This window comes from Micromonospora sp. NPDC000316, from assembly GCF_042898885.1.
Taxonomy (GTDB): domain Bacteria; phylum Actinomycetota; class Actinomycetes; order Mycobacteriales; family Micromonosporaceae; genus Micromonospora.
On record NZ_JBIAZG010000001.1, the window covers coordinates 147,321 to 160,907 of the forward strand.

The following is a 13,587-nucleotide window of genomic DNA, read 5'->3' on the forward strand; positions in this document are numbered from 1 at the left end:
TACCCCGGGCATCTCCGGTCCAACCATTTACCGTCGTCACAGATCGCCAGCGGCCGAACGGAACCGGCGCAGGCGCAGGCTGTTGGCCACCACGAACACCGAGGACAACGCCATGGTGGCGCCGGCGATCATCGGGTTGAGCAGCCCGGCGGCGGCCAACGGCAGGGCCGCCACGTTGTAGCCGAACGCCCAGAACAGGTTGCCCCGGATGATGCCGAGCGTGCGCCGGGCCAGCCGGATGGCGTCCACCGCCGCGTCCAGGTCACCCCGGACCAGCGTGAGGTCGGACGCCTCGATCGCCACGTCGGTGCCGGTGCCCATGGCCAGCCCGAGGTCGGCCTGGGCCAGCGCCGGGGCGTCGTTCACCCCGTCGCCGACCATCGCCACCGAACGCCCCTCGGCCTGGAGCCGCTTGACCACGTCGACCTTGCCGGCCGGCAGCACCTCGGCGATCACCTCGTCGATGCCCACCTCTGCGGCGACCGCACGGGCCACGGTGGTGTTGTCACCGGTCAGCAGGACCGGGGTGAGCCCCAGGGCCCGCAGCCGCGCCACGGCCGCCCGGCTGGTCGGCCGGACCACGTCGGCGACCGCGAGCACGCCCCGGGCCCGCCCGTCCCAGCCGGCGACGATCGCCGTACGCCCGGCGGCCTCCGCGTCGCTGACGGCCCATTCGACCTCCGGCGGTACGTCGAGCCCGCGCTCGCGCAGCAGCCGAGGCCGCCCGACAAGCAGGACCCGACCATCGACGGTGCCGGTGACGCCAAGCCCTTCGAGGTTGGCGAAGTCGGTCACCGGTGGCAGCGCGCCGGCCTCGGCGGCGCCGGTGGCGATCGCGCGGGCGATCGGGTGCTCGGAGGCGGCCTCCACCGCCCCGGCGAGCCGGAGCAGCTCTGCCCGGGCCTCGCCGCTGGCCGGAACCACGTCCACCAGGGTCATCCGGCCGGTCGTCACGGTGCCGGTCTTGTCCAGCACGACCGTGTCCACCCGGCGGGTCGACTCCAGCACCTCCGGTCCCTTGATCAGCACGCCGAGCTGGGCACCCCGACCGGTGCCGACAAGCAGCGCCGTCGGGGTGGCCAGGCCGAGCGCGCAGGGGCACGCGATGATCAGCACGGCGACGGCGGCGGTGAACGCGGCGGTCGGGCCGGCCCCGGTGCCGAGCCACCAGCCGAGTGTGCCGACCGCGAGCGCGATGACGATCGGCACGAAGACGCCGGAGATCCGGTCGGCGAGCCGCTGCACGGCCGCCTTGCCGCTCTGCGCCTGCTCGACCAGGTCGGCCATCCGGGCGAGCTGGGTGTCCGCGCCGACCCGTGTGGCGGTGACGACAAGGCGTCCGCCCGCGTTGATAGTGGCGCCGACCACGCCGTCACCGGGACCGACCTCGACCGGCACCGACTCGCCGGTGAGCATGCTGGCGTCGACGGCGGAGGTGCCCTCGTCGACCACACCGTCGGTGGCGATCTTCTCGCCGGGGCGGACCACGAACCGGTCACCGACAGCGAGCCGGTCCACCGGAATCCGGGTCTCCACGCCGTCCCGCAGCACCGCCACGTCCCGGGCGCCGAGTTCGAGCAGGGCCCGCAGCGCGGCACCGGCGGTCCGCTTGGATCGGGCCTCGAAATAGCGTCCGGCCAGGATGAACACTGTCACCCCGGCAGCCGCTTCCAGATAGATGTTGCCGGCGCCGTCGCTGCGGGTGATGTCGAAGCGGAACGGGTGCGTCATCCCGGGCATCCCGGCGTCGCCGAGGAAGAGCGCCCAGAGCGACCAGCCGAACGCCGCCAGGGTGCCGAGCGAGACCAGAGTGTCCATCGTCGCCGCGCCGTGCCGCAGGTTGGTCCACGCGGCCCTGTGGAACGGCAGCCCACCCCAGACCACCACCGGGGCGGCAAGGGTCAGCGACAGCCACTGCCAGTAGTCGAACTGCCAGGGCGGCACCATGGCCAGCACGATCACCGGCACGCTGAGCACCACCGAGACCCAGAGCCGGGTACGCGGCCCGCGCAGCGGGTCCACCGGCTCCTCGGCGGTGGTCGGCGGCGACGGCAGAGCCGCCGTGTAGCCCGTCTTCTGCACGGTCTCGATCAGGTCGTCCGGCGTGACGTCGTCGACGTACCGGACTGTCGCCTTCTCGGTGGCGTAGTTGACGGTGGCGCTGACCCCGTCCATCCGGTTCAGCTTCTTCTCGATCCGGGCGGCACAGGCGGCGCAGGTCATCCCGCCGATGGCCAGCTCGATCCGGTTCGGCGCCTCGGGCAGCGGTCTGCTGGTCGTGGTCATCGTCTGGTCCCGTCAGTTGTGCCCGTGGCCGGGGGTGCCGTGGTCGGCGCCGTCGGTCGGTGCGGGTCCGCTCGGGGTCGGGTCGGCGCCTGCCGTCGGGGCGTCCGCGGTCGGCGTGCCGGCCACGACTGTGATCTCGGCGGTGTGCACACTCCCGCCGTGCCGGAAGTCGAGGTAGAGCCGGTAGCTGCCGGCCGACGGCACCTCGGCGAGGAATGTGACGTCCGGGCCGGGCCTGGTCCGCCCGTCGCTGGGCGTCCCGTCCGGGTGTACGTGCAGGTACGCCAGATCACCCCGGCGCAGCGCCACCAGATGCCCGTACGCGCCCAGGTACGGCTCCAGGTCGGTGACCGGCTGGCCGTCCCGGCTGATCGTCAGGGTGAGCGGCGATGCGCGGCCGGGCTGCGGCTCACCGGTCAGGGTCACCGTGTAGCCGTCGACCGTGGTGCTTGTGGCCGGGGCGGGCAGGGGCCGCTCGGTGAGCGCACCGGGAACTGTCACGTCCACCCCGAGGGTCAGCGGCTCACCGCCGGTCGGGGTGAAGTCGGCGAATGCCCGCCACTGCCCGGGGCCGGCCAGCGGGGTGTCGACCCGCCAGGTGCCGTCCGGTGCGAGGTCGGGGTGGACGTGGCGGAAGCCGGACAGGTCCCGTCGGGCCACGATCAGGTGCATTCGCTTGTCGTGCGCCACGTCGTACCGGGTCACCGGGCGACCGTCCGGCCCGGCGATCCGAAACGCGAACTCGCCGGCCGGGGCGGCGACCGGTTCGAGGGTGTAGCCGCGGTCGGAGACGAGCAGACCGCCGGGGAGCAGCCCGGCCGCCTCGTCGTGGTTGGTGGGGCCCGAGGTGTGTGCGGCGCTGCCGTCGTGGCGGCTCTCGGCGGCCGGGGTGGCCGGATCGGCGACCCGGCCGATCCCGTACGCCGCGCCGAAGACCGCCGCGAGACCGAGGGCGAAACCGCCCAGCCTGGTCACCGTGTTCATCCCGGGCCTCCCGATCACGCCTCGACGAGGTCGTAGCCGGCCTCGTCGACGGCGGCCCGGACGGCCTCCACGGCCACCGGCTGCTCGCTGCTGACGGTGACCTGGCCGGTGCCGAGGTCGACCTGAACGTCGCGTACGCCCTCGATGGCACCCACCTCGGCGCTTACCGCGCTGACGCAGTGTCCGCAGGTCATGCCCTTCACCTGGTACGTCGTGCTGACCATCGAATGTCTCCCTCCGCCATCTCCGAGCCTATACCCCCCGGGGGTAAGTCGGAGACGGACCCGTGCTGTGCCATGTACCGGTACCCGGTGGGGGTATCGCGGCCGAGAGTGACAGTAGCATACCCCCGGGGGGTACGCTATCCTGGTCGCCATGACCGCACCGACCCCGATCCGCGGATACACCGCCAGCAAGGACGAGCTACTCACGCGGCTTCGGCGCGTCGAGGGGCAGGTCCGGGGCATCGAGAAGATGGTCGACGAGGACCGCTACTGCATCGACGTGCTCACCCAGATCTCCGCGATCCAGGCCGCACTCGACAAGGTGGCGCTGGGCCTGCTCGACGGGCATGCGCGGCACTGCATGCACGAGGGTGCGGCCGAGGGCCGGGCCGACGAGATGGCCACCGAGATGATGGCGGCGGTCGGCCGGCTCATGAAGCGCGGCTGACAACCCTCAGTCCGGTGCGGGGTCGAGACGGACCCGGCGCAGCAACTGCGCGTTGAGCGCCACGACGATTGTGGACGCGGACATCAACAGCGCGGCCACCGCAGGGCTCAACGCCACACCCGCCCAGGCCAGCACCCCCGCCGCCAGCGGCAACGCCACCACGTTGTAGCCCGCCGCCCAGGCCAGGTTCTGCCGCATCTTCCGGTACGACGCCCGGGACAGCCGGACCACGGCACCCACCCCGCGCGGGTCCGACGACGCCAACACCACCCCGGCGGACTCGATCGCGACATCGGCGCCCGCCCCGATCGCGAGGCCCACATCCGCTCGGGCCAACGCCGGCGCGTCGTTCACCCCGTCGCCGACCATCGCCACTGTCAGCCCCCGCCCCTGGAGCTCGGCCACCCGGCTGTCCTTCTCCGCCGGCAGCACCTCGGCGAAGACCTCGTCGACTCCGGGCCGGAAGCCGAGCTGGGCCGCGACCGCCTCGGCCACCGGACGGGCGTCACCCGTGATCATGGCGATCGTCCGTACGCCCTCGGCGCGCAGCTCGACGATGGCCCGCTGAGCCTCCGGACGCACCTCGTCGGTCAACGCGAACGCGCCGAGCACGGTCTCCGGCAGCCGCACCAGATGCAGCACCGCCGCGCCCCGCGCCGACCACCGCTCGGTCGCCTTCTCCAGCTCCGCCGGGAGCGACAGGCCCAGCTCCCGCAGCAGCGCCGGCCCGCCCACCGCGTACTCCGTACCGTCGACGGTGGCCTGCACACCACGGCCCGGCAGCGACCGGAACCCGGCAGCCGGGGCCGGGCCGGCACGCCCGGCCGCCGTCACGATCGCCCGGGCCAGCGGATGCTCGCTGTCCGACTCGACGCCCGCCGCGACCCGCAGCACCTCGTCCCGCTCGACGCCCGCCGCCACCACCACGTCGGTGACCACGTGCTCGCCCCGGGTGAGGGTGCCGGTCTTGTCGAAGAGCACCGCGTCGACGGTCCGCATCCGCTCCAACGCCAACCGGTCCTTGACCAGGATCCCGGACCGCGCCGCCAGCGCGGTCGAGAGCGCGACGACCAGAGGGATGGCCAGACCGAGCGCGTGCGGGCACGCGATCACCAAAACCGTCACCGCGCGGACCACCGCCTCGTCGGGCTGACCGAGCGCGGTCCAGACCAGCACGGTCAGCACAGCGGTGCCGGTGGCCACGTAGAACAGCGCGGCGGCGAACCGGTCGGCCAGCAGTTGCGCCCGGCCACCGGAGGCCTGCGCCTGCGCGACCATCCGCTGGATACCGGCGAGAGCGGTCTGCTCCCCGAGCGCCTCGACACGGACGCGGACAGCCGAGTCGGTGGCAACCGTGCCGGCCACCACCCGGTCGCCAGTCGACCGCGCCACCGGCCGGGACTCACCGGTGATCATCGATTCGTCCAGTTCGGCGTCACCCTCGACGATCCGGCCGTCCGCCGGCACCCGACCTCCCGGGCGGACCAGCACCACGTCGTCGATCCGCAGGTCGGTCACCGGCACCGCCTCGACCCGGCCGTCCGCGGCCACCCGCTCGGCCTCGTCCGGCAGCAGCGCGGCCAGCGCCGCGAGCGCGCCCCGCGCCTGCCCGATGGCCTTCATCTCCTGCCAGTGACCGAGCAGCATGATGGTGACCAGCGCGGCCAACTCCCACCAGAAGTCCAGGTCGAAGGCGCCCACGCTGGTGGCCAGCGAGGCGGTGTAGGCCACCGTGATCGCCATCGCGACAAGCAGCATCATGCCCGGCGCGCGGTCCCGCACCTCCCGGACCGCGCCGACCAGGAACGGCCAGCCACCCCACCAGAACACCACCGAGCCGAGCACCGGGCCCACCCAGGACCGGCCCGGGACATCCCCGCTCAGGCCCAACTGATCCGTCACGAGATGGCTGGTCAGGACCACCGGGATGGTGAGCACCAGGCAGACCCAGAAGCGGCGACGGAACATCGCCGGATCGTGCCCGGCGTGCTTGTCATGCCCCGCGTGCCCGGCGTCCCGCTGGCGGTCGGGGTCCTGCGGTGACGGAGCGGGCATGCCACAAACATGCCCCGCCGGAGGGCCGCCACGCGAGTGGTTCGCTAATCCGACACCCCGCCACGAACTGCAGCCCCATTGTGGGCTGGTTAGCATTTCGCAGGATGACCCTCCAACCGCCGCCGCGCACCCAGGCTGCGGCGCCACCACGTCGTGGCGCCCCGGCCGGTCGACGCCGTCGGGCGTTCACCGTCCGTGACCGAACGATCGTCAGCTGGCGATCCACCGCGCCTCTCGCAGCGTTTCCCTGTCAACGGTGAACCGACCGGTCCGCTGACACGTACCCCGCACCGGATCGTTGGGAGTCTCGCATTGGGTTCCGACCACAGCCGTTCCGCTCCGCCCGCCCCACCGCGGGTGCGACGGCTCCTCGTCGCGACGGTGGTGCCGCTCTTCGTGGCCACAGTCATCGCGGCGGTGGTGCTCTGGCCGCGCGACGGGTCACCGCAGGCCGGTGGCGAAGCGGACGTGCCGCGATACCACGGCACGGTGACCCGGGTGATGACCGAGCCCTGCCCGCCGGCGGCGAACCCCGAGGGCCCGTCGGCCGTCGACGGGCCGTGCGGCACGGTGGACGTACGGGTCGAGGACGGGCCGAGCGCCGGGCAGCAGGTCCAGACCTCGATCCCCGCCGGGCCCGGAGCACCCCGGGTCGCAGTGGGCGACGACGTCATAATGGTCGAACTGACCGATCCGACCGATCCCGCCGCCACCAGTTGGAACATCGCCGAGCACCAACGGGGTACGCCGCTGCTGTGGCTGGCAGTGGTCTTCGCCGCCGCGATCGTCGCGTTCGGCCGGTGGCGGGGCCTCGCCGCGCTCGCAGGGCTGGCGGCCAGCTTCGCCATCCTGCTCACCTTCGTGCTGCCGGGCATCGCGGCCGGCAGGTCACCGCTGCTGGTGGCGGTGGTCGGTGCGGCGCTGATCATGTTCGTGGTGCTCTACCTGACGCACGGGGTCACCGCGCAGACCTCGGTAGCGGTGCTCGGCACCCTGGGCAGCCTGGTCCTCACCGGCGTACTCGCCACAATCGCCACGGCCGCGACCCACCTCACCGGCTTCGGCAGCGAGGAGGCGACGACGCTGTCGATGTTCCAGGGCGACGTGGATCTGCACGGCCTGCTGCTCGCCGGGATCATCATCGGCTCGCTCGGGGTGCTCGACGACGTGACGGTCACCCAGGCGGCCACCGTCACCGAGTTGGCGAACGCCAACCCGGGGCTGACCCGGTTGCAGCTCTACCGGGCGGCCACCCGGGTCGGCCGCGCCCACATCGCCTCCACGGTCAACACAATCGTCCTGGCGTACGCGGGCGCATCACTACCGCTGCTGCTCCTGCTCACCGCCGACTCGCGGCCGATCGCGCAGATCCTCACAAGTGAATTCCTCGCGCAGGAGATCGTCCGCAGCGCGGTCGCCACACTCGGCCTGATCGCCGCCGTGCCGCTGACCACCGGGCTGGCCGCAGTGGTGACGGCGGCCGGGCGCCCGGATGCCACTCCGTCGGCAGACGCTCCCGCCCCGCGACCCCGTCCGGACCGGACGGAGGCACTGGCGGCTCTCGGCTCACCGCGAACGGCTCGACCCGACGAGTCGGACCCGACGCGGACCCCACCCCCACCCACCGCCACCGATCCGTGGCCGCATTCGAACAGGAGCACAGATACGGCATGGTGACACTCCTCAGCGTGACCGGGTCGGGCAGTCGCCCTGAAGGCCACGTCACTTGTCACTCAACGCCATGGCGAAATGACGCTTTTGGTCGGCATCCAGGCGTAGCTCACCCGGTCGACTCTCGGGTAACCTCGCTGCCGGTTACCGATGTAGGCGCGAAGCGGCGCCTGCGGTGCCACCGCCCAATCGCCAACCGGCGAGCCGGGGACCCAGGCACGTGGGGTGAATCCGCATCAGCGGTAGGGGCCGCTTCCGCCCCGAACCCGTCAGCTAACCCGGTCGGCGGTCGACGGAAGGGAACATTGTGACGGCACCCCTACGCCGCTGGTTGACACCCGTGGTGGCCGTGATCGCCGCACTGACCGTGCTTGCCGGGCCCCTCCCGGCCCACGCCGCCCCGACGACCCCCACACCGTCCGGGCACGAGGAGGACGGCGAGCCGAAGCTGCTCAACGACGTCATCGAGCAGGCCAACCGCGACTACTCCGCGGCCAAGTCCAAGTTGGACAAGTCCAAGAAGCGGCAGCTTGAGCTGGCGATAGAGGTCGACCGGGCCAGGGCCGATCTGGAGGCGCTGGCCCCGCAGGTCGGGCAGATCGCCGCCCAGTCGTACCGAACCGGCCGGATCGGCGCGATCGCGATGCTGCTGGAGAGCGACGCTCCCGACTCGTTCGTCCAGCGCGCCGCGACGCTCGACGAGATGAACATGGTCAACGAGAAGAAGCTCGCCGAGGTCAACACGGTCAAGGCCCGCGCCGAGCAGGCCAAGCTGGCCCTCGACACGGAGGTCCGCGAGCAGCAGAAGCAGACCGCCCTGATGGCGAAGCGCAAGAGCGAGGCGGACAAGGCGCTCTCCCTCGTCGGCGGGAAGGGCTTCACCGGCGGCCTGGTGGATGCCACCTCGCCGGTCGCCCGGATCGGCCCGGGTCGCACCGCCGACGGTGACTGGAAGCCGCAGTCGTGCAGCGAGGACGACCCCACCACCTCCGGCTGCGTCACGCCACGCACCCTGCACGCGTACAAGGAGGTCAAGCGGGCCGGCTTCAACCGGTTTGTCGGCTGCTACCGCTCCGGCGGGCCGTGGGAGCACCCGAAGGGCCGCGCCTGCGACTGGTCGCTGCAGAAGAGCGGATTCAGCCCCTGGCACAACGACGACACCCGCACGTACGGCAACAACGTCGCCGCGTTCCTCATCCGCAACGCCGACCGACTCGGCATCTACTACGTGATCTGGAACCGACAGATCTGGTTCCCGGCGACCGGATGGAAGTCGTACAGCGGGCCGTCGAACCACACCGACCACGTCCACATGTCGCTGCTCTGACCACACGTACCGCAGAAAGGGCCGCCCCGCGTCGCGCGGGGCGGCCCTTTCTCGCAGTTGGCGGGGTACGCCCCGCGTCGTGTCAGGCGGCGGCGGGCGTCGCCGGCGCGCCCGGGGCGGCGGCGTCGAGCGTCGCGTCGCCGGCCGGCACGGCGGTCACCGGTCGCACCCCACCGACCGCGAGTCGGTAGGACATGCCGACCACCGCGCACCGCCCCTGCGCCACCGCGTCGGCAAGCACGGGCGACTGCCCGAGCAGCGTCTCGACGGTCTGCGCGATGTGGATGTCGACGATGCCGTCGATGTCGTCCACTCCCTCGGCGGTGGCACGCCGCAGGCTGGGCAGCACCGCGTCGACCACCGCGCGCAGATGCCCACCGGGTGAGGTGCCGGTGGCAGCCGTCTCGCGCGCCGCCTGCACGGCACCGCAGGAGTCGTGGCCGAGCACCACCACCAGGGGGGTGCCGAGCACTGTCACCGCGTATTCCACGCTGCCCAGCACCTCCGGGCCGACGATATGCCCGGCCGTGCGCACCACGAAGAGATCACCCAACCCCCGGTCAAAGATGATCTCGGCGGCCAGCCGGGAGTCGGAACAGCCGACGATCACCGCGAACGGGTGCTGGCCGTCGGCCACCGCGGCCCGGTGCTCGGCACCCTGGTTGGGGTGGCGCGGAGCCCCGCTGACGAAGCGTCTGTTGCCGTCGGCAAGCTCGGCGTACGCCCGGGCCGGCGCGGTGAGCGCCGAGGCCCGCTGCGGGCCTGGCTGGCCACCGGGCATAGCGGAAAGACTCATCCCCGCACCTCGTCTCCACGCATTTGACCTGATCAACCCACACGTCGGCCGGACTGGCGGCGGGCGCTGGCTCGGCTCCACGTTCACACGCACCACAAGATGCGTCAAGATATGCGTGATATAGATTTCATACGTTCACCCCGAGCCGGGCCGCTTTCGACACGCGGGACGGGGCGGACAACGGAGAGGCGGTCCACATGACGAGCACGACGACGGCTGGCACCGGCGGCGGCCGGAACTGGACATTCCTCACCAACCACGGGCACGTCATGCTTGCCATCGCCCGCGATCCCACCGCTCGACTGCGGGACGTGGCGGCCGAGGTCGGAGTCACCGAACGAGCCGCGCAGGCAATCGTCGCCGACCTGGAGGCGGGCGGTTACCTGCAGCGCACCCGGGTCGGGCGCCGCAACGAATACACCCTCAACCCGACCGGCCGGTTCCGGCACCCCGCCGAGGCCTACCGCCAGGTCGGCGACCTGCTCGCGCTCTTCGCTGACGCCCCCACGACGGACGGCGCAGAGCGGCCCTGACCGTCGTCACCGGCCGCTGCCCGATGCGACGCAGCGGTAACCTTTGCGAGTGCGCGAGAGCCTGCCGTTGAGCGCGACCGACCGGTCCCGCCCTGGCGTCCGAGCAGTCCTCAGTGGATCGCTAGCGGCCCTGCTCGGCGCCGCCCTGGTGGTCCCCGCCTCCCCCGCCGTGGCGGCACCGCCCACCTGCGGCCCCGCCGGCGAGGCCGGCCTGGTGGAGATGCCCTGGGGGCTGCGCCGGCTGGACCCGGCATCGGCATGGCCGCTCTCCCGGGGCGCCGGGGTGACGGTCGCGGTGATCGACTCCGGGGTTTCCGCAATCCACCCCTCGCTGAAGGGCCAGGTCCTCGCGGGGCGCGACTTCAACGACCTGCCTGCCAACCAGGGCCAGTGTGACCTGGCCGGCCACGGCACGATGGTGGCCGGCATCATCGCCGGCCAGGAAGGCACGGGGGCACCCTTCAGCGGCATTGCCCCGGCGGCCCGCATCCTGCCGATCCGGGTTCTGCCGGACGCCAAGGGCACCAACGACGAGGCCCTGCCGGGGCAGATCGCGGCGGCCATCGACTGGGCTGTCGACAACGGCGCCGACGTGATCAACCTTTCCCTGGTCACCCTGCCCCGCCCCGAGCTGGCGGAGGCCGTCGAGCGCGCCCTCGCCAAGCAGGTCGTGCTGGTCGCCGCAGCCGGAAACCGGCAGGAGCAGCAGGAGGACAAGCCGGCCTACCCGGCCGCGTACCCCGGGGTGATCGCGGTCGCGGGTGTGGACGAGCAGGGCGGCCACGTGGGCACCTCGGTCAGCGGCGCCTACGTCGACGTCGCCGCGCCCGGATTGAACATAGTCGGCCCGGCGCCGGGCGGATCCGGTTACCGCGCCGAACCGACAGGCGGCACCAGCTTCGCCGCCGCGTACGTCTCGGGGGTTGTCGCGCTGGTCCGGGCCGCCCACCCGAACCTCACCCCGGAGCAGGTCGCCGACCGGCTGGAACGGACGGCGGACAACCCGCCGGAAGGGCACAACGCGGAGGTCGGCTACGGCGTGGTCAACCCGTACCGGGCGGTGTCGAGCCTGCTGGGCACCCGCTCGAACCCGCCGGCCGACGCACTCCCCGCACCCGCCAGCACGGCCGACCCGCTGAGTTGGCAACGCACCGCCGCGCTCTGGGCCGCCGTGGTCGGCGCTCTGCTTGCCGGCCTGCTGCTTATCGCGCGACCGATCGTGGCGCGGGGCCGCCGACGCGGCTGGCGCCCCGGCCGACGCCCCGACACACCTGTCACCGGCTGACCAGAGGAAAGCCGCGGTGCCGATGCGGTCGAGCGCATCGGCACCGCGGCACCCGAACGTTCAGCGCAGGACGCCGGAGGTCCCTCCGCCGTCCGCACCCCACACGTCCTCGTCCTCCTCCAGCCACGTGTCGCGGGGAGCCTCCTCCTCGCCGTAGCCGGCACCGCCGCCCATCCCGGCCATACCGCCAGCGCCTCGGGCACCCGCACCCCGACCGGCGGCTCCGGCACCGCCGGCGCCCCGACCGGCACCACCCCGACCGGCACCCGCACCACCGGCGGCGACGCCACCCATTCCGGGTGCCATGCCGCCGCCCAGCTTGCCGCCCGCGCCGAGCCGGCCACCGGCGCCCCGACCCCCACCACGGCCCGCACCTGCCGCGCCACCGCCCATCATCGGGCCCATGCCCGGGGTGACAGGTCGGCCGAGCGCGCCGCCACCGGCGAGAGCGCCGACGCCCGACCCGGCACTGCCCAGGCCACCACCGCCGCCGCCACTGCCGAGCCCGCCGGCGGACCCGAGGCCACCGCCACCGGAGCCCAGACCGGGCACGCCGGCGCCGCCGGCACCCGCGAGGCCGCTGCTGAACTCCTCATCCAGACCGCCCGTGCCGGGTACGCCGCCGGTGCCCGGGTAGCCGCCCGTGCCGGGATCGTATTCGCTCGTGAGCGCGGGGTGGACGCCGGAGCCGCCGGGCGGGTTGCCGGTGTCGAGCCCGCTGATCGAGGGTTTGATACCCGCGCCGGCGCTCGGGTTGCCGCCGCCGATGTTCGGCACACCGCCGACACCGCCGCCGCCCCCGCCACCGGTGTCCAGATTCGGTATCTGGCGGGTCGGGTCCCCTGCGGTGATCGGGCCGCCGGTACCGGGGGTGCCCGGCGCGATGGCCTGGTACTCGCCGCTGACCCGCTCGAAGACGTCGGCCGCGTCCTTCGACTGGTCGTTGATCCAGTCGGCGATCGCGCTCACCGGATCGAGCCAGCCAAGGAAGTCCGGCGAGACCTTCGCCTCGAAGAAGCCGACACTGAGGGTCAGCTTGGCGTTGCGCGCCTCCAGTACGTCGTTGACGCAGGTCGCCGGGATCGGGAAGTCCCGCTGGGCGGCGGTGAGCCGATCGGCGGCGGCCTTGAGCGACTGGACGATGCCGGTGCCCTTCTCGGCGTCCGCCACGAGCTGGCCGGTGTCCTTGGCGATCTGCTCGACGTGGCCCTTGAACGCCTCGTACGCCGGACCCTTCCAGGTCGTGCCCAGGTCCTTGATGTTGGTGTCGAGACTCTGCTTGACGTTGTTGAGATTCTTGATCAGCTGTTCCCAACCGAGGGCGGCGCTCTCCACGTCACCCGGCCGGCCGTCGATGACGACCTTCTGGCACATCTCTTCCCAGCTCAGGCCCATTTACCGTCGCCCCCGTCCTAGCGGCCGTCGCCGCGGCCGGCCACTTCGCCGAAGACCCGCTGCATGTCGGTGGCGGACATCCTGTTCTGCTCTTCCGCCGTCTCGTAGTTCTGCTTGACCTGACGCAGCGCCTCGGCCGCGTCGTAGAGATTCTGAGCGAGTTTCCGCACACCTGTCTCGGTGCCCTGGTAGAGCCCCTGGTGCTTGGCCGCCAACCGGCCCGCCCAGTCGAACCCGCCGAGTGGGCTCGCCTGGCCGCCCACCCCGCCCGCCATGCCCGCGGCCGCACCACCCATCAGATCCTGGATGTCGACCATGTCGTAGGAGAGCTTGTTCAGGTACGCCGCGTGGGTCTCCAGCCATCCGATCGCCGAGTCGAGACTTGTCGCGTCCCACTCGGTCTTGACGCCGGCCTCGCCGGGGGCGGTGACCAGACTGTCCGGCGTGGCGGCATGGTTGACGTTGTCGATCTCGAAGCCGGTCACGGCCAGACCCGACGTCGGCATCCCGCCCACCGGAACCGGGATGTAGATGTCGTCGTTCTTGAACCGCTCCGGCTGGCTGGTCCTGTCGTCCGTCATCG

General features: G+C 72.4%; 12 protein-coding genes and 1 riboswitch. Of the genes, 5 read left to right on the top strand and 7 right to left on the bottom strand.

Annotation, left to right across the window (positions count from 1 at the left end; translation table 11 throughout):
- Positions 1-36 precede the first annotated feature (36 nt).
- From ACFY2Q_RS00650 to ACFY2Q_RS00660, 3 genes are read right to left on the bottom strand one after another with little or no spacing between them, the layout of a single operon-like run.
- Positions 37-2,286: a heavy metal translocating P-type ATPase gene (locus ACFY2Q_RS00650; RefSeq protein ID WP_387126171.1), complete on the bottom strand. Its 2,250-nt coding sequence runs from the start codon at positions 2,284-2,286 to the stop codon at positions 37-39.
- A 12-nt stretch (positions 2,287-2,298) separates the two neighbouring features.
- A complete protein-coding gene (locus ACFY2Q_RS00655; RefSeq protein ID WP_387126173.1) occupies positions 2,299-3,270 on the bottom strand; it encodes a hypothetical protein in 972 nt (323 codons plus the stop codon).
- Positions 3,271-3,284: 14 nt separating this feature from the next.
- On the bottom strand, positions 3,285-3,494 hold the full coding sequence (locus ACFY2Q_RS00660) for a heavy-metal-associated domain-containing protein (protein ID WP_387126175.1): 210 nt from the start codon (positions 3,492-3,494) through the stop codon (positions 3,285-3,287).
- A 151-nt stretch (positions 3,495-3,645) separates the two neighbouring features.
- On the opposite strand from ACFY2Q_RS00660, the gene ACFY2Q_RS00665 reads away from it, so the two are divergent.
- Complete coding sequence (locus ACFY2Q_RS00665; RefSeq protein ID WP_387126177.1) at positions 3,646-3,942, top strand: metal-sensitive transcriptional regulator; 297 nt, start codon at positions 3,646-3,648, stop codon at positions 3,940-3,942.
- Between the two features lie 6 nt (positions 3,943-3,948).
- Here the strand turns inward: ACFY2Q_RS00665 and ACFY2Q_RS00670 are convergent, their stop codons facing one another.
- Positions 3,949-5,997, bottom strand: a complete 2,049-nt coding sequence (locus ACFY2Q_RS00670) for a heavy metal translocating P-type ATPase (protein ID WP_387126179.1) — start codon at positions 5,995-5,997, stop codon at positions 3,949-3,951.
- Between the two features lie 312 nt (positions 5,998-6,309).
- On the opposite strand from ACFY2Q_RS00670, the gene ACFY2Q_RS00675 reads away from it, so the two are divergent.
- Positions 6,310-7,674, top strand: coding sequence for a YibE/F family protein (locus ACFY2Q_RS00675; protein ID WP_387126181.1), 1,365 nt, complete (start codon positions 6,310-6,312; stop codon positions 7,672-7,674).
- A gap of 166 nt (positions 7,675-7,840) precedes the next feature.
- Positions 7,841-7,971: riboswitch (cyclic di-AMP (ydaO/yuaA leader) on the top strand.
- 4 nt (positions 7,972-7,975) lie between these two features.
- Positions 7,976-8,995: a coiled-coil domain-containing protein gene (locus ACFY2Q_RS00680; protein WP_387126183.1), complete on the top strand. Its 1,020-nt coding sequence runs from the start codon at positions 7,976-7,978 to the stop codon at positions 8,993-8,995.
- Positions 8,996-9,077: 82 nt separating this feature from the next.
- Here the strand turns inward: ACFY2Q_RS00680 and ACFY2Q_RS00685 are convergent, their stop codons facing one another.
- The gene (locus ACFY2Q_RS00685; RefSeq protein ID WP_387126185.1) at positions 9,078-9,791 is read right to left on the bottom strand and encodes a carbonic anhydrase; all 714 of its coding nucleotides are present in this window, start codon (positions 9,789-9,791) and stop codon (positions 9,078-9,080) included.
- Between the two features lie 197 nt (positions 9,792-9,988).
- On the opposite strand from ACFY2Q_RS00685, the gene ACFY2Q_RS00690 reads away from it, so the two are divergent.
- Together ACFY2Q_RS00690 and mycP are read left to right on the top strand one after the other, a co-directional pair.
- Positions 9,989-10,324, top strand: coding sequence for a helix-turn-helix transcriptional regulator (locus tag ACFY2Q_RS00690; RefSeq protein ID WP_387126187.1), 336 nt, complete (start codon positions 9,989-9,991; stop codon positions 10,322-10,324).
- A 49-nt stretch (positions 10,325-10,373) separates the two neighbouring features.
- A complete protein-coding gene (gene mycP / locus ACFY2Q_RS00695) occupies positions 10,374-11,609 on the top strand; it encodes a type VII secretion-associated serine protease mycosin (protein WP_387126189.1) in 1,236 nt (411 codons plus the stop codon).
- 60 nt (positions 11,610-11,669) lie between these two features.
- Here the strand turns inward: mycP and ACFY2Q_RS00700 are convergent, their stop codons facing one another.
- Entirely contained in the window at positions 11,670-13,004 is a 1,335-nt protein-coding gene (locus ACFY2Q_RS00700; protein WP_387126192.1) for a WXG100 family type VII secretion target, read from the bottom strand.
- Positions 13,005-13,021: 17 nt separating this feature from the next.
- The gene (locus ACFY2Q_RS00705) at positions 13,022-13,585 is read right to left on the bottom strand and encodes a WXG100 family type VII secretion target (protein ID WP_387126194.1); all 564 of its coding nucleotides are present in this window, start codon (positions 13,583-13,585) and stop codon (positions 13,022-13,024) included.
- Positions 13,586-13,587 lie beyond the last annotated feature (2 nt).